Consider the following 20554-nt stretch of genomic DNA (forward strand, 5'->3'; position numbering starts at 1 on the left):
TTCTGATTATTTGGTTTGATATGAAAAACGCAATATTTAAATAGGTCTGCTATTACTGTGTCAGCCAATTTTTTAGCGATGCAAGATTAGCATGCAGGTCGCTTTTTACATGTGACGCAAATCACAATCCCTTCTCTAACCAAGTTTTTTAACCAGTTGAATAAATATTAGTGCAATATCAACAACATATTGTTTTACCAATCAATGGTTTTTTGTCCAAAAGCAAATAGCCCCGGCAGCAAGCTGGCCGGGGCTATGTTTAAAGAACAGTTTTTATCCTGTTCATCACAACACAAACATCAGTGTGTGATGATTTTCGCCAGGAAGTCACGGGCACGGTCAGAACGTGCATTGTTGAAGAATTCGTCTTTTGCACAATCTTCCACAATCGCCCCCTTGTCCATAAAGACGATACGGTTTGCCACTTTCTTGGCAAAGCCCATTTCATGCGTCACTACCATCATGGTCATGCCTTCTTGTGCCAGACCAACCATGACATCAAGAACCTCATTGATCATTTCAGGGTCAAGGGCCGAAGTCGGTTCATCAAACAGCATGGCGATCGGGTCCATGGACAGAGCGCGGGCAATCGCTACACGCTGTTGCTGACCACCGGACAATTGACCGGGGAACTTGTCCTTGTGCGCCAGCAGACCGACACGGTCAAGGTACTTGAGGCCACGTTCAGTCGCCTCGTCCTCGGAGCGACCCAGGACTTTGACCTGTCCCAGTGTCAGGTTCTGACGGATGGACAGATGCGGGAACAGCTCGAAGTTCTGGAATACCATGCCTATGCGGGCGCGCAATTTGGACAGGTTGGTTTTGGGATCACCGACTGAAACACCTTCGACAGTAATGTCACCTTTCTGGAAAGGTTCCAGACCGTTGACTGTCTTGATCAGCGTGGACTTGCCGGAACCGGACGGTCCGCAAACCACCACGACTTCGCCCTTGGATACTTCGGTTGTGCAATCGGTTAAGACCTGGAACTGACCATACCACTTGCTCACATTATTCAACTTAATCATTTCAAATCTCCACAATATTCTTAACGTATGATCGCCACTTTATGCTGCAGCTTCTTCACCAGCCCCGACAAGCCAAAGCACATGACAAAATACACAACCGCCGCGAATGAATACATTTCAACCAGACGGCTGTCGCGCTGGGCAACCTTGGCGGCAGAACCAAAGAAATCGGCAATCGACAGTATGGATACCAGCGAGACGTCCTGGAACAGAACGATGGTCTGTGTCAGCAGGATGGGAATCATATTGCGGAAAGCCTGTGGCAACACGATATGCCCCATGGTTTGCCAGTAATTCATGCCCATCGCATAACCGGCCCAGATCTGGCCGCGCGGAATCGACTGGATGCCTGAGCGCATGATCTCGCAGTAATACGCTGCTTCAAACATGACGAAGGTAATCAGGCAGGATGAAAAAGCACCAACCTGTACCGGATCTTTGGAACCGACCACCCAGGCACCAATATACGGCACCAGGAAGTAGAACCAGAATATGACCAGTACCAGCGGTATCGAGCGCATCAGGTTGACGTAGGCAGTGGCCACAAAATTGATCACCTTGTTACTGGACAAACGCATCATTGCCAGCAGGGTGCCAAAAAAGATACCACCCGTCATTGCCAGAAAAGTCAGCTTCAGTGTGAATACCATGCCCGTCTGGAACAGGTACACCCAGGAGCGCTGGATGACATCAAAATCAAAATTACCCATGTTTAGTGCCCTCCACTATTGGCTGAACCAGAGGTGATGAATCCTGGTACGCGCAGTTTCTTTTCCAGCAAATTCGACATAATGATCGCAATCACCGACACAATCAGATAAATGATGGTGGCAGCACCGTAAGCTTCAAACGTCTGGAAAGAAAATTCCTGCATGGAGCGTGCGCTGGCAGTCAACTCCATCAAACCTATCGACAAGGCCACCGAGCTGTTCTTGATGATCGCGGCAACTTCATTTGTCAGTGAAGGAATGATGATACGAAACGCCATCGGCAAAAGCACATAACGGTAAGTTTGTGGCAGTGTCAGCCCCAGTGCCGTACCCGCCATCCTCTGGCCACGCGGCAAGGCGTTGATACCAGTAGAAACCTGCACCGCAACACGGGCAGATGTGAAGAATCCCAGACTCAATACAGCCGTGATAAACGGTGCATTTGGCAACTGTTTCAGCGCTGTTCCCATATCGCTTGGTAAAACTTCGGGGAACACGAAATACCAGAGAAACATTTGTACGATCAATGGTATATTTCTAAATAACTCAACATAGCCGTTGGCCAGCTTGACGATCCATTTATTGGGTGCCGTCCGTAAAGTGCCAATGACCAGGCCAAGTGCCAGTGCAATACACCAGCCCAGCCCGGCTGTCGCCAGGGTCCATTTGAGACCGGCGATCAGGGAATCCAGATAGGTCCCCGTTCCATCGGGCGCAATCTCCCAATAGATATTCCAATTCCAGTTGTAATTCATATTACTCCTCCTCAGCAGAACATTTTTCTCCGTTTTTTGCGCATTACTTCGCAAAAGAAAACGGGAGGTGCTGCCCCCCGTTTTTCCCGGATTACCCGATGTACTTCAGGGTTTATTTTTTCTTGTTCAAGACTGCTTTTTGCGCTTCAGGAACAACTGCATAGGCTGCTGGATCACCAGAGTCAGTAGGTTTGGCTGCAACCGCCTTCAATTGCTCTGTCATCGGCCAGTTCAAAGCAATGCCCTTTGGGGGAATAGGTTGCATGAACCATTTATGGTAGATGCGGTTGACATCGCCAGAAGTCAGTACACTGCCAATCGCGGTATCGACAACCTTTTTGAAGCCTGCATCATCCTTGCGCAACATGATGCCATATGGCTCGACAGACAAGGCTTCTTTGCTGATTTCATATTCAGCCGGGTTTTTCGAATTGGCTGCCTGTGAGGCCAGCAAGATGTCATCCATCACCCAGGCGACGGCACGGCCGGTTTCCACCATCAGGAAAGCTTCTGCATGGTCTTTGGCAGGCAGAATATTGATGCCCAGATTCTGGTCCGCATTGAGTTGTGTCAATTGTTTCAGGTTGGACGTACCGGAAGTCGATACCACAGCCTTGCCTTTCAGGTCCATCAGTGTTTTGATGCCTGAGGATTTTTTCGACAGAATACGATTGGCTGTCACGAAAGTCGTCGGGGCAAATGCCACCTGTTTTTGACGTTCCGCATTATTTGTTGTGGAACCGCATTCCAGGTCTATTGTCCCGTTGGCCATCAGTGGAATACGGGTAGCGGATGTGACCGGATTCATCTTGACATTCAGGCTGCTCATACCCAGGTGCTTTTGCACGGCTGTCACAATCTTCAGGCACAGGTCGATGGAGTAGCCCTGATAGGACTGCTTATCGTCCAGGTAAGAAAACGGGATGGAGGAATCACGCACGCCAAGAGTGATTGTCCCTGTTTCTTTAATTTTTTTCAAAGTCCCGGAATCTTGCGCTTGTGCAGCACCGGCGATCAATCCTGCACCCATCAGACCAACCAACAATTTCGAAAATTTCATACAGTCTCCAAAAGGTTAAATCAAAAAAATCATGCCTTTGAGTTTAACAAAAACCCCAGGCTTACTACCGTTTTTTTCAATCGGTTTAATACGTATTACTACTTAGGACTTAAGCAAAACCACCCCGGCTGCGTTGCAGCTCCTAGCCCTACTAAAGTACTGTCTTCGTCGCCCCGATGTCGCCGGGGTTTCAGACAACATGTTGTCTGCCGGCGAAATGAACCTCCCTTGTAAGGGAGGTTTCCTGGTAGCGATAGCCTTACCAGGACAATTTTGCTTAAGTCCAACTACTTACTGAAATCTTGCAACACCAGGTATGGCGTCGATCAATCTGCCACTTTATCCGTAGGGAAACGAATACTGTCACGCAACAGAAACCCCATAGGCATGTTCAGGTTTGCCCCTTTTGGAGGCACAGGCTTGCGAAACCATTTGTCGTACAGTTTGGTCATTTCGCCGTCATTCATCATTCTGGCCATTTCGCGATCAATCAGTGCCTTGAAAGCAGGGTCGTCCTTGCGCATCATCATGGCATAAGGCTCGGTTGACAGCGGGTCACCAACAACGACAAATTTGCTTGGATCCTTGGCATTGCCACGCTGTCCGTACAGTAGCACATCATCCACGGTAAATGCATCGGCCTGGCCGTTTTCAACCATGCTGAATGATTCGTTGTGATCAGCACCTTCAAGCAGCTTCAAGTCCAGGCCCCTGACCTTGTCACGGTCGTTCAACAGCTTGACGGTGGTCGTGCCCTTGGTGGTGACGACCTTTTTACCTTTAAGGTCGGTCCAGTTTTTGATACCTGAATCTGCACGCACTATCATACGCGCTGTCGCAAAGAAATGCGGGATGGTGAAGGCTACCTGCTTGCGGCGTTCGACGTTGTTCGTGGTAGAACCGCATTCCAGATCGGCCTTGCCGTCTGCAATGGCGGGGATGCGTGAACTGCCGGTGACCATCAGGTAATTGACGTTGAGCTCTTTGAGTTTGAGCTCTTTCTTGATGGCTTCTACCAGCTTCATGCAGATATCCATCGAGTAGCCGATGGGTTTCTTGTCGTCACCCAGGTAAGAAAAGGGGAAAGACGCCTCACGGTGAGCAATCGTCACTGTCTGCGTTTCTTTGATGTGTGTCAGCGTGTCCGCAGCTAATGAAAGCGGGGAGCAGAAGACCAGTGCGCAGGGCAAGCCAGCCTTTACTATCCATTGCAAAACTTTCATACGGCCCCCATTAAACACAGTTCAGGATGGTAATGACAAAGATCAAGAAAATTCAACAGAAAAATTCATACATTGCAGAATATTATTTGGCATTTCTGACAAATTATATTGTAAAAAATTTTTAAATCTTAGTATGTCACAACTTGCATGCAAGGATTGTTCCAACTTGTGTCATGCAAGCTTATTGACCACACAGTCAATGTTACCCAATCGTTCCCAATGCGGACCTGGGCCGGAACCATCGAGCGCAAGATGATCAAATCATTGCCTTACGGACTACTTTTTGCCACTCCTGAATGACAATATCCACCACCTATACAGCATAGGTGATGGATAGCTTTTTACAATTACAGATTAAGGGTAGAGGCCGCGAACTTCACGTGCCTGCAACACTCTTGAGCAACCGATGATGAAGGCCGCAGTACGCAGGGAGACGTTCTTGTCCTCTGTGACCTGCCAGACGGAATTAAAGGCTTCTTTCATGATGCGTGTCAGACGCTGGTTGATCTCGTCTTCAGACCAGAAATAGCTGGAGAAATCCTGCACCCATTCAAAGTACGATACGGTCACACCGCCGGCATTGGCAATCACGTCAGGCACAACCAGCACACCTTTATCGCGCAGAATATCATCTGCTTCTGGTGTGGTCGGACCGTTCGCACCTTCAAGGATGATTTTTGCACGGATTTGGTCCGCATTTTTTGTTGTGATCTGCTGTTCCAGTGCAGCCGGGATCATGATGTCGCAATTGACCGCCCAGAATTCATCGTTCGGCAAGACGGCTTCTATGCCCTCGAAACCGGCAACACTGCCTTTGGCTGCCACATGGTCAAGCAACTTATTCACATCCAGGCCATTGGAGTGGAATATCGTGCCGCCATGATCTTGCACCGCAACGATCTTGGCGCCAGCTTCGGCAAACAGGCGGGCTGCGATACCACCGACGTTACCAAAACCTTGTACTGCAATTTTTGCACCGGCGATATTGAGGCCACGCTTGGCGGCTGCTTCGCTACCGACGACGAATACGCCGCGACCGGTCGCTTCACGACGCCCCAGACTGCCGCCGAGGGAAATCGGCTTGCCGGTGACGACGCCAGTTGCAGTACGGCCCTCGTTCATGGAATAGGTATCCATCATCCATGCCATGGTCTGTTCGTTAGTGTTGACGTCCGGCGCAGGAATGTCTTTGTCCGGGCCAATGATGATGCCGATTTCAGAAGTATAGCGGCGTGTCATACGCATCAGTTCGCCACGGGACAGTGTCTTGGGATCAACGCGGATACCGCCCTTGGCGCCACCGTAAGGCACGTTCACGGCAGAGTTCTTGATCGTCATCCAGGCAGACAGGGCCATCACTTCTGACAGCGTCACATCCTGGTGGAAACGCACACCGCCCTTACCTGGGCCGCGCGAGGTATTGTGCTGTACGCGATAACCTTCGAAGTGGGCAATAGAGCCGTCATCACGCTCGATAGGTACATCAACGACGAGGATACGTTTGGGACGCTTCAGGGTTTCTACCCAACGGGACAAGTGTCCCAGATAGGGAGTAACACGATCAATCTGCTCAAGGTAAACGGACCAAGGACCTGTCTCTGTCGGGGTAAGATAGGACGGTATCTGGTGCTGGCTGGACATGGTATGACCTCATGAAATGGTTAGACTGGTTTGTGCATATCTTGCACTTCTGTCAGTTCAGGCTGGCTCCAAGCCAGCGCTGAAAGCAGACGCATAGTAGTCTTTTCAATCGGAAATCAGCCAATGCTTTGTTTGCATGTATCTATGCATGAAATGCATAATCATGAAACTGGCCTTATGTTATGCCTGAAGTTATGCCTGGTGTTATGTCTGATGCCATGTCGAAAATAACTTCAATATTGGCAATTTTTTTAAAAATTCGTCAATTTGCCCTGGCCTGGCGTTTTCTCTTGCCTTGCTTGCTCGCATTCAGCTTGCCATCAGCCTGGAGTTGTTCCAGGTATTCCCACAGACGCGAAACAATCATCTTGCCCGGTCTTTGTATCGACGGCCTTTCACGATACAGGCGAATTTCCATGTTCACTTCCCAGGCGCCGCTGCCGTCATCAGCACGGGCCAGTTGCTTTAGTTTGACTTCGCGTGTCACGGCGGACTCCGGCAGGAAGGCGATGCCCCGACCTTCCAGGGCCATCATTTTCAAGCCTTCAGCCATGTCTGTCTCATAGCATTTTTCCAGGTGCAGGGGCTGGCGCGCGTCATTCAGGATCAGGTCCACCATGCGACCCAGGTAAGCATTGTTGGCATAGGCCAGGAATGGCAGGGGTTCTTTCTCCCTGCCAGGCAAAAGCAGTTCAGGCACCCCGTGTTTGTCGCAACGGGTGTATGCACGCAAAGCCTCGGTCCCCATGCTGATCATGTCGTACTGGCTGCTGTCGAGCAGTAGCGGCTGTCTTGGGTGGTGGTAACAGAGCAAGAGATCACAGCCGCCTTCGACCAGGGTCATTACTGCATCATGCACGTTCAGGGCCAGCAGACGACTGTTGATTTCACCAAAGGCGGCCTCAAGGCTGGTCAGCCAGCGCGGCACATAGGTCAGAGAAAGTGTATGCGGCACGGCAAAATCAACTGTGGTTTGCGTCGTCGTGCGTTTGCCGCGCAACAACGCACGGGCATTATTGATCTGCCCCAGCATGGCAATTGCCTGCTCGTAAAATACTTCGCCGGCATGCGTCAGACGGGTAGGGTAAGAGGTGCGGTCAATCAGGTCACTACCCAGCCAGGCTTCCAGTGACTGTATGCGGCGTGAAAAAGCCGGTTGCGTCACATGGCGTAATTCTGCCGAGCGACTGAAACTATTGGTCTCAGCCAGTGAGACAAAATCTTCGAGCCATTTGGTTTCCATCTTATGCGCTCACCAATTCAATTTCATCAGCTTCATCATCGTCTTCTGCGATGTCTTTTTTCCTGCTTTGCTGGCGCTCCCACATGCGTGCGTATGCCCCCTGCATCATCAACAGCTCATGATGCGTACCACGTTCAATGATCTGCCCCTTGTCCATCACCAATATCTGCTGTGCATCAACGATAGTCGACAGTCTGTGGGCAATGACCAGACTGGTGCGGCTGCGGGCAATGTCTTTCAATTGCGCCTGTATCAATTGCTCGGCCTGCGAATCGAGGGCCGACGTTGCCTCGTCAAAAATCAGGATGGAAGGGTTTTTCAGCAAAGTGCGGGCAATGGCGACACGCTGTTTTTCACCGCCCGACAGCTTGAGGCCGCGTTCACCGACCTGGGTATCATAGCCATCAGGCAAGGACTCGATGAATTCATGGATATAGGCTGCCTTGGCAACGGCGATGATGTCCTCCTTGCTGGCGCCAGGTTTTCCATAAGCGATGTTGTACTCGATGGTGTCATTGAACAGGACCGTATCTTGCGGGACTATGCCTATCGCCGCCCTGACCGAAGCCTGGGTGACATCGCGCAAGTCCTGTCCGTCGATCAGGATATGGCCAGACTGGATATCGTAAAACCGGAACAGCAAACGCGACAAGGTTGATTTGCCGGAACCGCTATGACCGACCACTGCCGTGGTGGTGCCGGCTGGTACGGTAAAGTCGACATCAAACAATATCTGGCGCTTTTCTTCATAGCGGAAATTGACATGCTGAAAACGCAGTTCTGCGCCATTCCTGTGATGGACTTGCAGCGGCTGGGCGCTGGCTGCGTCTGCCACTTCGCGATTTTCGTCGAGCAGGGAAAACAGTCTCTCCATATCCGCCAGACTCTGCTTGATTTCGCGATACAGGACACCCAGGAAATTGAGCGGGATATACAGTTGTATCATGAAGGCATTCACCAGTACCAGGTCGCCCAGGCTCATGCTGCCGTCTATCACACCTTGTGTGGCACGCCACAAGATCAGGGTCACCGCCGTGGCAATGATCATGGACTGTCCAGTGTTTAACAGGAACAGGCTGCTTTGTGACTTGACCGCTGCGGTTTCAAAGCTTTTCAGGCCCACGTCATAGCGTTGCGCCTCATACTCTTCATTGCCGAAATATTTGACGGTTTCATAGTTGAGCAAAGAATCGATGGCCTTGGTATGCGCCTTGGAATCAAGCTCATTCATGGTACGGCGGAAATGGGTGCGCCACTCTGTCACCACGATAGTGAAAATGATGTAGACGATCAGTGCCGTAGCCGTAATGATGCTGAACCATTTATCGTAATGAGTGCTCAGGTAAAACAGCACCAGGGTAATTTCCAGCAGTGTCGGTACGATGCTGAACAGCGCATACGATATCAGGGATGAAATTGCCCGCGTGCCACGCTCTATGTCACGCGTCACGCCACCGGTTTGCCGGTTCAGGTGAAAGCGCAAGGACAGGGCATGCAGGTGGCGAAAAACCTGCAAGGCAATCGTCCGCACGGCACGTTGCGTGACCTTGGCAAAGACAAATTCGCGCAATTCGGTAAACAGTGTCGTCGATAATCGCAAAGCGCCGTAGGCGATGAGCAGGCTGACCGGCAAGACCATCACCGCCGCCGGGTGAGTCGGGCTGACAGTCATGCTGTCGACCAGGTTTTTTAAGACCATGGGCACGCCGACATTGGCCAGCTTGGCCGATACCAGAAAGCTCAGGGCCAGCATGACCCGCCACTTATAGGCCCATAGATAGGGTAACAAGGTCTTGACGGTAGACCAGTCGCCGCGTTGACCATGGTTGCTGGCCGGGGCCGCGCCTGACGGGTTACGAACGGATTCTCTGCGTCGCATTAATAGTATTCTCAATCGAAGTTCAACAAGCTCGGGTGGACACCAGGAGTTCAGGCATATCCGTCCATGGCCCCAATTTGACAGGTAAAGCACACAATAAAGAAATCGCCATGAGTGTAAATATGGCAATCGCTCCATGCAAAAAGCGCATAAAGAAAATTATAGGCTATAAACGAAATTACTTTCTCCCGCATGTAATGCGCCGCCTTGCTGACATCGCTGACATGCTCACGTACAATCCAGTCTACACTCGGAATTGTCAATATGATATGCAAACCAACTCAACGGATGTCGACATCCCAAAACACAGAGGCCGCAGCATGAATAAGAAAAAACTGGTGATCTTCGGTGCCAGCAATATTTTGTCTGACTTGTTTGATTGCGCACTGGCGCATGGTCTGACCGTATCCACCATCGTCCTGCACTTGCCTGAAACCCCGGGGGAGCGCGACATCAGCCTGCAAGAACGAGTCAAGGAATGGGGAGCGCATGGTCCCGCTCCGGCCATCGTTGACCTGGCCGATTTCACGCCATCTGATGATGAACTGTACATTTTGGGGCCGACCACACCTACCCGTGTCGCGCTGGAAGAGGCAATCACGCAACGTTTCAATCTGAAATTCCACACGCTGGTGCATCCGCGCGCCTATGTTTCACCGCTGGCGAAGCTGGCTGCTGGTGTGTTTGTCGGTGCCAACAGCGTAATTGGCCCGGGTGCTGTATTGGGCCGCCATGTGTTCATCAATCGTGGTGTCACCATAGGCCATGACACACATATCGGCGCTTATTCGCGAGTGCAGCCGGGCAGCAATGTCGGTGGCCTGTCGCGCATAGGCCATAGCGTGACCATCGCCATCGGCGCTACACTGCTGGAGCGCCTGGTGATCGGTGACCATGCCTTCATCGGTGCCGGCGCTGTCGTCATCAGCGATATTGATGCCGGCGCCCTGATGGTGGGCATACCGGCAAAATTCAAGAAGTCTGTGCTGCCGTCCTGATCGCAAAACGTTGGACCGTCAGCTCGCATGCAGCTTTCAGGCTCTCAGCCGCCCTGGCCAGATCAAGATGCTGGTCAAAGCGTTGCTGCATGGCCTGCGCGGCAGCTTTTCTGAGGTCTGCATCGGACAGCCACAGGGCCAGGGTCTGGAAGTAAGTTTGCAGATCAGACAAGGCGGCGTCGCCGAGTTTGTCGCCGCCATCCGATCCCTGCAAACTCAGGGCGGGTACTGCCAAAGCCATCGCCTCTGCCACGGCGAAGCCGCCGCCCATCATTGGCGGGTTGACGTAGATGTCACTGCAACTGAGGTAATTCACCGCGTCAAGGCAAAATGGCAGGCACCTGACCTGCCCTGCCCTGACTGCCTGCAAGGCACTGGGCATGGCGCCATTGCCGCCAACAATAAGCCAGATCACCTGGGGATGGCGCGCCAGCATGTCGCACATGCCAGCCGCCCATTGATCCCTGATCCTGGCTTCGCTTTCACTGACCAGGGTGACCAGGATCAGTTTATCTTGTGGCAGTCCCAGCGTCTGCCGGTTGCAACCGGGTGTGACGGACGGTCTTTGCACACGATAGGAATGGTAGTAGGCCATGCTGGGCGGAAATGCGCTGCTCCATTGTGACGCCTGGACTTTATCCAGTTCTTGCAGTGCAGTGAGCCATACATCGGCTGGCAGCATGGGCGCCAGAGAATTGATACCCAGGCTCAGCACCGGGCGCGCACCATATGCCGCCGCAGCCAGGCCAGAATACAGGCCAACGGACATGACCAGGTCCGGGTCGAATTGCGCCATCAGGCCCAGCAGGTTTTTCCAGCGATGCTGCAAGGAAAAACGTATGTCACCTGTCAACACCTGCCCCCCCTGTCCCAGATAGGCCTCCCAACCACGGGTCACGAATTCAGGGTCCGGGGTGAACGAATTGCTGCCGAGGTAGTGTTTAAAATCCGGCCCCAGCATTTCCTGCGCAGAATAGAGGACGACTTCATAGTCATTGCGACGCAGGATTTCTGCCTGCTGCAAAGCCATCAACGTAGGCGGATGTTTGATATTGCTGAGAAATGGGGCAACCAGGGCCACCCTGCGCACCTCTCTGACAACACGCTTTTTAAATATCTGTGCAGGCTGGATTTGTTGTATCAGCCATTGCTGCAAAACTGCCGCTATCTCTGGCAAGGCAAGCGCCTTGAGCCTTTGCTGAAAAGCCAGCCGTCCCGGTATGTCGAGCAAGACTCTTTGCCAGCTGTTTTGCAGGAATGTAATGAGCCTGTCTGCATCAAAGGGCTGCAGTCTCAGGATAATTTGCCCGGCCTGCTGCAGATACTCGGGGCGACCGGTCAGCATATCGAGAAAGGTCGCCCGGTAAAACCCGGCCAGGCCATCAGGCGCAACCCTGGCCAACAGGATTTTTTCGAGTTCCAGCGACATGGCAGGTGTCGCGTGGCGGCGCATCAAGGTAATCATCTGGTGCCAGCCATGGCTGGATGTCGGATTGGCGATCGTACGCAATACCACATCTTCCAGCAGACGCAATTCATCTATATTGGCAGTGCTCATCTTCACCGTTCTTGATATGTTTTACATGGATACAGCTATTATCTGTCGCTTGCTGAGGTTTTGCTTTTGTGCAGTGACGGGAAATCTCAGCAATCCCCATGCCTTGATCTCATTTTATTGGCATTTCAGCACACAAGCTTAATACATTGCCATCACTCTTCAGGTATATCAGCAATCATCTGCCTGACAGGCTCCTTGCTTTGTTCAACAAGCATGAAATTTGGTTTAAGATTTGATTTAACAATTATCCTCTTACTTTCCAGGTGCCACCATGTCAGAACAAATAGAATCCGGCCTGCCATCGCGTATGCCGACTTTGCGCGTCATGCCCATGCCATCCGACGCGAATGTACACGGTGATGTATTCGGCGGCTGGATCATGTCACAGGTTGATATTGCCGGCGCCATTCCCGCTGCACGCCGTGCCAATGGTCGCGTTGCCACGATAGCCGTGAATTCCTTCCTGTTCAAGCAGCCGGTATTTGTTGGCGACCTGTTGTCGTTCTATGCTGATGTCGTCAAGGTTGGCAACACCTCGATCACGGTTTCTGTTGAAGTATATGCTGAACGCAATCGCCTGCAGGCATCAACCGTCAAGGTCACCGAGGCCACACTGACCTATGTGGCAACCGGCAATGACCGCAAGCCACGCCAGATCCCGCCGCTGGAAGAAATCGCAAAAACAAACTAATCAAACCAGATCTGCATGAAGTTATCCCGCCGTTCATTTTTACACCAGTCTTTGCAATTTACCGCATTTGCAGCACTGGCCCAGGCGTTTCCCGGCTTTGCCGCTGAACGTACTGCCAGCTACCCTTTCACCCTGGGGGTGGCATCTGGGTCACCACGCCATGACAGTGTGGTGTTATGGACTCGTCTGATGCCGGAACCGCTGAATGCACTGGCCCTGCCTGCCGTCGCCTACAAGGTTCGCTGGGAAATTGCCGAGGATGAAGCATTCACCCACATCACCAACAAAGGCGAAGTCTTTGCCCTGCCCGAACTGGCGCACAGCGTGCACGTTGATGTCACCGGTCTGCTGCCAGATCGCTGGTACTGGTATCGTTTCATGCTCGGTGATGCTGTCAGCCAGGTCGCACGCACCCGCACTGCCCCGGTTGCCGATGCGCTGGTCAGCAATTTGCGCGTCGCCGTGGCATCTTGCCAGCACTGGGAATTTGGTGAGTATGCAGCACACCGTCATATCGTCGCAGCCAACCCTGATCTGGTCACTTTTCTTGGTGACTATATCTATGAATGGGGACCATATGATCTGAAACACCCTGCCAGGCCGCGTAATCGCGAAATAGAAAGCTTTACCCTGGCAGATTACCGGGGTCGCTATGCGCAATACAAGACCGATCCGCATCTGCAGGCAGCCCACCATGCCGCACCGTGGATAGTCACCTGGGATGATCATGAAGTCAGCAATGACTATGGCAACGACATGGATGAGAGGCTCGATGTCAACTTCCTGTTGCGTCGTGCGGCTGCCTATCAGGCATTCTACGAGCATATGCCAGTGCGTTTGCACCCTGTCGCCAATGAGGCAGAACGCTTTGCCAATATGCGCATCCATGACCGCTATGACTGGGGCAGACTGGTACGCTTTCACGTACTGGATGACCGTCAGTATCGCTCGCGCCATGCCTGCCCCAAGCCAGGGCGTGGCGGTTCGAATTCAGTGACCAATGCCGAGTGCAGTGAGCGACTGGACCCGACCCGCAGCCTGCTAGGCATGGACCAGGAAAGATGGCTGGCGCGCGGTATGGCCAGCTCCACTGCAAAATGGAATATTTTGGCGCAACAGACACTGATGGCGCAGTCGAGCCAGATACCGGTTGCACAGGAGGGCGATGGCAAATTCTGGACCGATGGCTGGGACGGCTACCCCATTGCACGCCAGCGCCTGTTTGATGATATTCAAAAACATAAACCATCCAACCCCGTCGTCATCTCAGGCGACGTCCATACCTTTTATGCCGCCAACCTGAAGCGCGACTTCTACAGCAAAGCCTCAGCCGCCAATCCCATACTGGCAACCGAGTTTTGCGGCACTTCGGTCACTTCAAGCTCAAGGCCACAAGAACGTACCGACCAGTACGTGGCGCAAAATCCGCACATCAAGTATGGACGTAGCGATAAGCGTGGTTTCATGTTGATGGATATTTCGCAGAACAGGATACATACGCATTTTCTTGCTCTTGATGATGTGGCAAAAGCTGATTCAGGCATTACCACCCTGAAGAATTTTGTGGTGGAAGATGGCCGGCCGGGTTTGGTGCTTACCTGACATTGGCTTGATGCGGCAATAAAAAAGGAAGGCATCGCCTTCCTTTTTTATTCAAGCAGATTGATCGCTTTGTGCTGTAAGCCCCATCAGGCTTTCTTTTCATCCCGCAGCTCACGGCGCAAGATCTTGCCTACGTTGGTCTTGGGCAAATCTGTGCGGAACTCGATGTACTTGGGCTTTTTATAAGCGGTGAATTGCTCTTTGCAGTAATCCATCAACTGGTCAACTGTCAGTGAAGGATCACGACGCACGACAAACAGTTTCACCGCTTCGCCAGAATTATTATCCGGCACGCCGATACAGGCGCACTCCAGCACACCCGGATGCATGACGACGACTTCTTCGATTTCATTTGGATACACATTGAAACCAGATACCAGGATCATGTCTTTCTTGCGGTCGACGATCTTGGTGTAACCACGCTCATCCATGATACCGACGTCACCGGTTTTGAAGAAGCCATCAGCAGTCATGACCTTGGCCGTCTCTTCGGGGCGGTTCCAGTAACCAGCCATCACTTGCGGGCCACGAATGGCAATTTCGCCGCGCTCGCCAAGAGCGACCGGTTTGCCGTCATCATCAAGAATGGCAATTTCGGTCGATGGAATAGGCATGCCTATGGTACCGGAGAAATCCTTGACATCTGCCGGATTGGCAGTCGCTACCGGTGAAGTTTCGGACAGGCCGTAACCTTCAGCGATAGCACAACCGGTTACCTTCAACCATTTGTCCGCCACCGCTTTTTGCACGGCCATACCGCCGCCGCTGCAGATTTCATAACCGGAAAAATCGAGGGTGGCAAATTCAGGTTTGGCCAGCAGGCCGTTATACAGGGTATTCACTGCAGGGAAAATATTGACCCTGTAATTACGCAATTCCTTGATGAAGGCGGGTAAATCACGCGGATTGGCGATGAGGAGATTCAATGCACCTATACGTGTACCCAGCAGGCTGCACACCGTCAACGCAAAGATGTGGTACAGCGGCAAAGCGCAGACGATTACTTTTTGCTCATCAGCATGACCAGCCATGCTTGGCCTGAGCCATGCATCGTTTTGCAAGACATTGGCCACCACATTTTTATGCAATAAGGTAGCCCCTTTCGAAACACCGGTCGTGCCACCGGTATATTGCAGAAAGGCGACATCCTCCAGGGTAATATTGACAGGCTTGAAGCTCAGCCCCTGAGCTTGAGCCAGCACACTCTTGAAACGTATGGCACCGGGCAGTGAAAATGCCGGCACCATTTTCTTGACATGGCGAACAACAAAATTAACGATCATGCCCTTCAGGCCACCCAGCATTTCACCCAAGCTGGCGACGACGATATGTTTGACCGCCGTCTTGCTCAAAACCTGTTCCAGCGTCGTGGCAAAATTTTCCAGGATGAAAATGGCTTCTGCACCAGAGTCCTTGAGCTGATGCTCCAGTTCACGCGGGGTGTAGAGCGGATTGACATTAACTACTGTGTAACCGGCACGCAGGACAGCAGCCATGACAATGGGATACTGTAAAACATTGGGCATCATGATAGCGACACGTGCGCCCTTTTGCAGGCCCTTGCCCTGCAACCAGGCTGCGACCTGACGGGACATGGTATCGAGTTCGCCATACGTCATATGCTTGCCCATACTGGCATAGGCATCACGCGTCGCAAATTGCTTGAACGACTCTTCCAGCATCTGGACCAGGGATTGATACTGGTTCACATCAATGTCTGCCGGAACACCTGCAGGGTAGTTCTTCAGCCAAATTTTTTCCATACTCTCCTCGTCTCTGATGTTTGTTTTTATATTGGCGATGCGCTATCCACACCCGGTCCTTGCACTTAAATCTCGATAGGCAAACTGGTGATGATCAGGGTGCGATACAGGCAAATAGCTGGCACATTATTGCTAGTTTTGATGCTATCGGCTAAGTCCTGTTAAAGCAAGCGATTTAAAGCCTGGCTGAACGCATCCTCTAGTAAAATTCCGCACCGCACAAACAAGATATGGAAAAGACTTGTCCCGCTATTGAGGCAAGACAAAACGGGCTTCCCCGATTTGTGGCAAGTCCGCTTACATACTTATACTGCAAAGCAACAACACGATAAGGCGTGAGAAACCAGGGAAATCCTTAAGCGCACTTTTCAACCTGCACCAGTGTGTCATAAAAGGTCGGGCCACCGCCCATGTCGGTCAGGCGCTGACTGGTGACCTCATTCGCGTTTTTATTGTCACCCGCCAGTTTTTTCCACCATATGGACAAGCCGACCACCAGGCCCAGCCTGGCTTTATCCGTCACCCGTGCAATGGCTTCAAAACTGCCCCTGTCATTGAAGACGCGCAATTTGTCGCCGTTGGCAATGCCTCGCTCTGCGGCATCTTGTGGATGGATATCAAGATGTGGTTCACCTTCGGTATCCCGCAAGCTTTGGACATTGACGAAAGTGGAATTGAGAAAATTGCGTGCCGGTGGCGAAATCATCGCCAGCGGATAACGTTCTGCCAGTTCTGCATTGGAAGCGACCGACTCATACGGTGCGATGTAGGCAGGCAAAGGATCAAGTCCGGCCGCCGCCATGCTGGCACTGTAGAATTCGCATTTGCCTGACGGTGTACCAAAACCGCCCTGAGCAAACGGTGCCTCCGCCACGTTCAGTTTGGCCCAGCCAGTTTTCTTCAACGACGACCAGTCAAAGTGTACTGCATGTACATGTTGGGTATTGAATGCCTGCGCTGCCAGCTCATCATCAGTCTCGCTGAAACAGGCATCGTCAAAACCAACTGCCCTGGCAATCAGGCGGAATATCTCTGTATTCGGTTTGGCTTCACCCAATGGCGCAATGGCCGGATTATTGGCCATCATATACAGGTGCCCATAGGTACTGTGGATATCAGTATGTTCGAGTTGCGTCGTGGCGGGCAACAAGATGTCGGCGTAGTCAGCCGTGTCCGTCTGGAAGTGTTCAAGCACAACCGTAAACAGATCTTCACGTGCAAATCCCTGCATGACCTTGCCGGATTCCGGCGCAACTGCCACCGGGTTGGAGTTGTAGACGATGAGCGCTTCCACCCTGGGACCAAAGTCAGGCGAGGACTCACGTAATAAGTCGTCGCCTATGGTGCTCATATTGATGGTGCGGCGTGGCAGCCCTGGCGGGAACAAATCAGGCTTTTGCAAGCCTGCAGTGTTCTTGGGGAAGGCGTCCGACGTCGTCAACTGTGTACCGCCTGCAGCATGCCGCCAGGCGCCGGTCAATGCCGGCAGGCAGGCGATATTGCGTACCGCCATGCCGCCACCATGCACCCTTTGCACACCATAATTCATGCGTATCATGCTGGCTTCGCCCCGCTTGCCGCATTCACCATAATCCCTGGCCAGCTGTATCACTTCTTCTGCAGTGATGCCGCATACACTGGCGACACGTTCCGGCGGCCAATCTGCGGCACGCTCACACAATAAATCAAAACCCAGGGTATGCTCGGCAATATAGTCATGGTCGAGCAAATCATCCCTGATCAATACATGCATCATGCCCAGGGCCAGCGCGGCATCCGTGCCTGGCAGCAGGGCAATATGCTGGTGGCACTTTTCTGCCGTCAGGGAGCGATAAGGGTCAATCGCAATCAGCCTGGCGCCATTGCGCTTGGCGGCTTGCACCCGCGTCCAGAAATGCAGGTTTGATGCAATTGGGTTCCCTCCCCAGATCAGTATCAGCCTGGCATGCTGGACTTGTTCGACATCGGTGCCCATGCGGGTGCCAACCGTATATTTATAACCGACACCACCCGCCGTCGCACAAATCGTGCGATCGAGAAAAGACGCACCTATCTTGTGGAAGAAACGCATAGCCATGCTTTCCCCCTGCACCAGGCCCATGGTACCGGCATAACTGTACGGCAGGATGGACAGCGGCCTGTCTGCAGCAAGCGGTTTGAGCTTTTCAGCGATCGAGCTCATCGCCTCTTCCCAACTGATGCGAACAAACTTGCCTTCGCCTTTTTTGCCCACACGCTTTTGAGGGTACAGCAATCTGTCTGCATGATAGGTACGCTCGGTGTAGCGCGACACCTTGGTGCACAATACACCTGCGGTCGTCGGATGATCAGGATCACCCTTGACAGCAGTTGCCACGCCGTCTTCTACGGTGACATGCAGGGCGCATGTATCGGGACAATCATGCGGACAAACGGCTTTGACGATAGTGCTGCTCATACTGGTCCTGTTCTGTTTAATTCGCTGCAAGCAGATACCTGTCTCAAGCAGGTACTTTTAACCGGGGTTTCTTTTATCTTATGCCAGATGCCTGTACATCTGGCGATACACATTTGCTGATTTTGACGCAATCAGCACAAACCCTTAGCCTGGTAACACATCAGCCTGATCACCAAGACGTTTGCCAGGATTTCTTTGTTCCAGCGCCAATAGCGCCGCAGAGTGATCGGCATGTGGATGCACGGGCAACAAGCTCCTGTATACCTCTGTCACCAGCATCGTTATCGGCAAATCCACACCTGCACCTTGAGCAGCGAGTTGGATATTCTCCATGTCTTTGGCCTGACTCTTGACCTGCCCACCTGGCATGAAACTGCGGTCCAGCATGCGCTGTCCATGCACTTCCAGAATGCGGCTCTCGGCAAAACCACCACGCAAGGCCTGACGCACAGCCGCCGGGTCGGCACCACCGGCCTGCGCCAGCAACAGTGCTTCTGCCACGATGTTGATGGTGGCGCCGACGATAAGCTGATTGCACAATTTTGCCAACTGGCCAGTACCTGGTCCACCGACACGCAAGGGCTTGCCCATGGCACCCAGCAAAACTTCGACCTGGCGATAAGCCTGCTCATCAGCGCCCGCCATGATGGCCAGCGTCCCGGCCTCAGCGCCGATCACACCGCCGGACACCGGCGCATCAATAAAATGCACATCATGTTGCTGTAGCAAAGCATGCAAATCCTGAGCCTGTGCCTGCTGGATGGAACTCATGTCGATGACGATACTTCCCTTTTGCAAGGCTGGCAGAATATCGCGGATGACAGCAGTCACTGCATTGCCATCTTCCAGCATGGTAATCACCACCTTAGCTGCAGAATTCTGTACAGCGTCTACTGCCGTTTGAGCAACGCTTGCACCCTGTTCTGCCAGCACACTGGCCTTGGCGTAAGTGCGGTTCCAGGCTGTCAAGGAATAACCGGCCGCAAGCAGGCGTTGCGCCATCGGCTTCCCCATGAGACCTATGCCAAGAAAGGCGATCGACGTATCAGATACTGGTTTCACTCTGTTATCCTTATTTGTGTGCCATTTGTGTGCAGAAAACTCGCAGCCATATTGTAAACGTATCACCTCAAGAGCATTTCTCCAGAGATTGCTACAATGTGGTTTTAAGCTTGGCCTGATTATCCCTGATCCGTTATTTTCACCTGAAAGCTCATTCTATGCATTTACGTATCGCCTCCCTTATCGCCATTGCTGTTACTGGCGCCTGCCTCAGTTCATCTGCCCTGGCTATCGATTCAGCATCGCTGGAATTTGCCACTGGAAACAAAACCAAGATGCTTCGCCTGGGCTTGCAGTCCAACTGGGACAATAAGTGGTTTGCCTCAAATGGTACACATTTGGGCGGGTACTGGGATGGCACACTGGCCCAGTGGCAAGGTAATAACTTCCAGGGAAAAGGCGGGACGCAGAACCTGACCGATATTGGCATCACACCAGTCTTCCGCTTTCAAAACGACAGTAAAAAAGGCTTATATGGCGAAGCAGCCATCGGTCTGCACTTACTGTCAGAGATTTATGACAATAACAGCCGTCATTTCTCGACCAATTTCCAGTTCGGTGACCATATCGGCATCGGTTACGTCACCCAGACAGGCTGGGACATCAGCTTCAAGATCCAGCATTATTCCAATGGTGGCATCAAGCATCCAAATCCAGGCGTGAATTTTGCCGTGTTGAAAGCCGGGTATGCGTTTTAAACGTCTTTAAGCTATGAGTATTTGCTGAAAAAAGGAGCGCAAGAGCTCCTTTTTTTGTCGCTTATAGATTAGTGAGGATTTTTTGGACCACATTCAAGCGGCGTCTGCGAATGCTGCCGGATATTTGTACAGGATAGCCCTGATCGAGACGAGAGAGCAGAAGGCCAGTCGCGTGATCGTTGAGAGGGGGTGAATTGGTGAATTGG

The 20554-nt window shown here is 52.2% G+C and carries 16 protein-coding genes; 4 read left to right on the forward strand and 12 right to left on the reverse strand.

Features of this window, described 5'->3' with window-relative positions; all coding sequences use genetic code 11:
* Positions 1-299: 299 nt before the first annotated feature.
* From LZ463_RS28505 to LZ463_RS28540, 8 genes are all read right to left on the reverse strand, one after another.
* Positions 300-1028: an amino acid ABC transporter ATP-binding protein gene (locus tag LZ463_RS28505; RefSeq protein WP_241459714.1), complete on the reverse strand. Its 729-nt coding sequence runs from the start codon at positions 1026-1028 to the stop codon at positions 300-302.
* 20 nt (positions 1029-1048) lie between these two features.
* Positions 1049-1738: an amino acid ABC transporter permease gene (locus LZ463_RS28510; protein WP_241459715.1), complete on the reverse strand. Its 690-nt coding sequence runs from the start codon at positions 1736-1738 to the stop codon at positions 1049-1051.
* A 2-nt stretch (positions 1739-1740) separates the two neighbouring features.
* Entirely contained in the window at positions 1741-2493 is a 753-nt protein-coding gene (locus tag LZ463_RS28515; RefSeq protein ID WP_241459716.1) for an amino acid ABC transporter permease, read from the reverse strand.
* Positions 2494-2605: 112 nt separating this feature from the next.
* Positions 2606-3553, reverse strand: coding sequence for a transporter substrate-binding domain-containing protein (locus tag LZ463_RS28520; protein WP_241459717.1), 948 nt, complete (start codon positions 3551-3553; stop codon positions 2606-2608).
* Between the two features lie 326 nt (positions 3554-3879).
* Positions 3880-4776 carry an amino acid ABC transporter substrate-binding protein gene (locus tag LZ463_RS28525; protein ID WP_241459718.1) on the reverse strand — a complete coding sequence of 299 codons (897 nt, stop codon included), beginning with the start codon at positions 4774-4776 and terminating at the stop codon, positions 3880-3882.
* Positions 4777-5130: 354 nt separating this feature from the next.
* Positions 5131-6417 (reverse strand): Glu/Leu/Phe/Val family dehydrogenase, encoded by a 1287-nt coding sequence (locus LZ463_RS28530; protein WP_241459719.1) that lies wholly within the window; start codon positions 6415-6417, stop codon positions 5131-5133.
* Positions 6418-6679: 262 nt separating this feature from the next.
* Complete coding sequence (locus LZ463_RS28535) at positions 6680-7660, reverse strand: LysR family transcriptional regulator (protein WP_241459720.1); 981 nt, start codon at positions 7658-7660, stop codon at positions 6680-6682.
* A gap of 1 nt (position 7661) precedes the next feature.
* Positions 7662-9539 (reverse strand): ABCB family ABC transporter ATP-binding protein/permease, encoded by a 1878-nt coding sequence (locus LZ463_RS28540; protein ID WP_241459721.1) that lies wholly within the window; start codon positions 9537-9539, stop codon positions 7662-7664.
* Positions 9540-9859: 320 nt separating this feature from the next.
* On the opposite strand from LZ463_RS28540, the gene LZ463_RS28545 reads away from it, so the two are divergent.
* On the forward strand, positions 9860-10537 hold the full coding sequence (locus LZ463_RS28545) for an acetyltransferase (protein ID WP_241459722.1): 678 nt from the start codon (positions 9860-9862) through the stop codon (positions 10535-10537).
* On the opposite strand, the gene LZ463_RS28550 is transcribed toward LZ463_RS28545, so the two are convergent.
* Positions 10512-12095: a glycosyltransferase family protein gene (locus tag LZ463_RS28550; RefSeq protein ID WP_241459723.1), complete on the reverse strand. Its 1584-nt coding sequence runs from the start codon at positions 12093-12095 to the stop codon at positions 10512-10514. The two genes, LZ463_RS28545 and LZ463_RS28550, sit on opposite strands and share 26 nt — an antisense overlap.
* A gap of 271 nt (positions 12096-12366) precedes the next feature.
* Here LZ463_RS28550 and LZ463_RS28555 point away from each other — a divergent pair, with 271 nt between their 5' ends.
* Together LZ463_RS28555 and LZ463_RS28560 are read left to right on the forward strand one after the other, a co-directional pair.
* Positions 12367-12786, forward strand: a complete 420-nt coding sequence (locus LZ463_RS28555) for an acyl-CoA thioesterase (protein WP_241459724.1) — start codon at positions 12367-12369, stop codon at positions 12784-12786.
* A gap of 15 nt (positions 12787-12801) precedes the next feature.
* Positions 12802-14388 (forward strand): alkaline phosphatase D family protein, encoded by a 1587-nt coding sequence (locus LZ463_RS28560; protein ID WP_241459725.1) that lies wholly within the window; start codon positions 12802-12804, stop codon positions 14386-14388.
* A gap of 86 nt (positions 14389-14474) precedes the next feature.
* On the opposite strand, the gene LZ463_RS28565 is transcribed toward LZ463_RS28560, so the two are convergent.
* The 3 genes from LZ463_RS28565 to LZ463_RS28575 all read right to left on the reverse strand — a co-directional run bounded on the left by LZ463_RS28565 (position 14475) and on the right by LZ463_RS28575 (position 19716).
* Entirely contained in the window at positions 14475-16151 is a 1677-nt protein-coding gene (locus LZ463_RS28565; RefSeq protein WP_241459726.1) for a long-chain-fatty-acid--CoA ligase, read from the reverse strand.
* A 355-nt stretch (positions 16152-16506) separates the two neighbouring features.
* Positions 16507-18588, reverse strand: a complete 2082-nt coding sequence (locus LZ463_RS28570; protein WP_241459727.1) for a molybdopterin-containing oxidoreductase family protein — start codon at positions 18586-18588, stop codon at positions 16507-16509.
* Between the two features lie 144 nt (positions 18589-18732).
* Entirely contained in the window at positions 18733-19716 is a 984-nt protein-coding gene (locus LZ463_RS28575) for an NAD(P)-dependent oxidoreductase (protein ID WP_347176306.1), read from the reverse strand.
* Positions 19717-19808: 92 nt separating this feature from the next.
* Here LZ463_RS28575 and LZ463_RS28580 point away from each other — a divergent pair, with 92 nt between their 5' ends.
* Positions 19809-20348, forward strand: a complete 540-nt coding sequence (locus LZ463_RS28580; protein WP_241459729.1) for an acyloxyacyl hydrolase — start codon at positions 19809-19811, stop codon at positions 20346-20348.
* The last annotated feature ends 206 nt before the right edge of the window (positions 20349-20554 follow it).

This window comes from Undibacterium paludis (assembly GCF_022568815.1).
Taxonomy (GTDB): domain Bacteria; phylum Pseudomonadota; class Gammaproteobacteria; order Burkholderiales; family Burkholderiaceae_D; genus Undibacterium.

What these genes read in the sequence shown, in the direction of transcription:
- LZ463_RS28560 (WP_241459725.1), top strand. Translation starts at nt 12,802, where the DNA reads ATGAAGTTATCCCGCCGTTCATTTTTACACCAGTCTTTGCAATTTACC.
- LZ463_RS28510 (WP_241459715.1), bottom strand. Translation starts at nt 1,738, where the DNA reads ATGGGTAATTTTGATTTTGATGTCATCCAGCGCTCCTGGGTGTACCTG.
- LZ463_RS28545 (WP_241459722.1), top strand. Translation starts at nt 9,860, where the DNA reads ATGAATAAGAAAAAACTGGTGATCTTCGGTGCCAGCAATATTTTGTCT.
- LZ463_RS28535 (WP_241459720.1), bottom strand. Translation starts at nt 7,660, where the DNA reads ATGGAAACCAAATGGCTCGAAGATTTTGTCTCACTGGCTGAGACCAAT.
- LZ463_RS28520 (WP_241459717.1), bottom strand. Translation starts at nt 3,553, where the DNA reads ATGAAATTTTCGAAATTGTTGGTTGGTCTGATGGGTGCAGGATTGATC.
- LZ463_RS28505 (WP_241459714.1), bottom strand. Translation starts at nt 1,028, where the DNA reads ATGATTAAGTTGAATAATGTGAGCAAGTGGTATGGTCAGTTCCAGGTC.
- LZ463_RS28530 (WP_241459719.1), bottom strand. Translation starts at nt 6,417, where the DNA reads ATGTCCAGCCAGCACCAGATACCGTCCTATCTTACCCCGACAGAGACA.
- LZ463_RS28525 (WP_241459718.1), bottom strand. Translation starts at nt 4,776, where the DNA reads ATGAAAGTTTTGCAATGGATAGTAAAGGCTGGCTTGCCCTGCGCACTG.
- LZ463_RS28540 (WP_241459721.1), bottom strand. Translation starts at nt 9,539, where the DNA reads ATGCGACGCAGAGAATCCGTTCGTAACCCGTCAGGCGCGGCCCCGGCC.
- LZ463_RS28515 (WP_241459716.1), bottom strand. Translation starts at nt 2,493, where the DNA reads ATGAATTACAACTGGAATTGGAATATCTATTGGGAGATTGCGCCCGAT.
- LZ463_RS28550 (WP_241459723.1), bottom strand. Translation starts at nt 12,095, where the DNA reads ATGAGCACTGCCAATATAGATGAATTGCGTCTGCTGGAAGATGTGGTA.
- LZ463_RS28570 (WP_241459727.1), bottom strand. Translation starts at nt 18,588, where the DNA reads ATGAGCAGCACTATCGTCAAAGCCGTTTGTCCGCATGATTGTCCCGAT.
- LZ463_RS28565 (WP_241459726.1), bottom strand. Translation starts at nt 16,151, where the DNA reads ATGGAAAAAATTTGGCTGAAGAACTACCCTGCAGGTGTTCCGGCAGAC.
- LZ463_RS28580 (WP_241459729.1), top strand. Translation starts at nt 19,809, where the DNA reads ATGCATTTACGTATCGCCTCCCTTATCGCCATTGCTGTTACTGGCGCC.
- LZ463_RS28555 (WP_241459724.1), top strand. Translation starts at nt 12,367, where the DNA reads ATGTCAGAACAAATAGAATCCGGCCTGCCATCGCGTATGCCGACTTTG.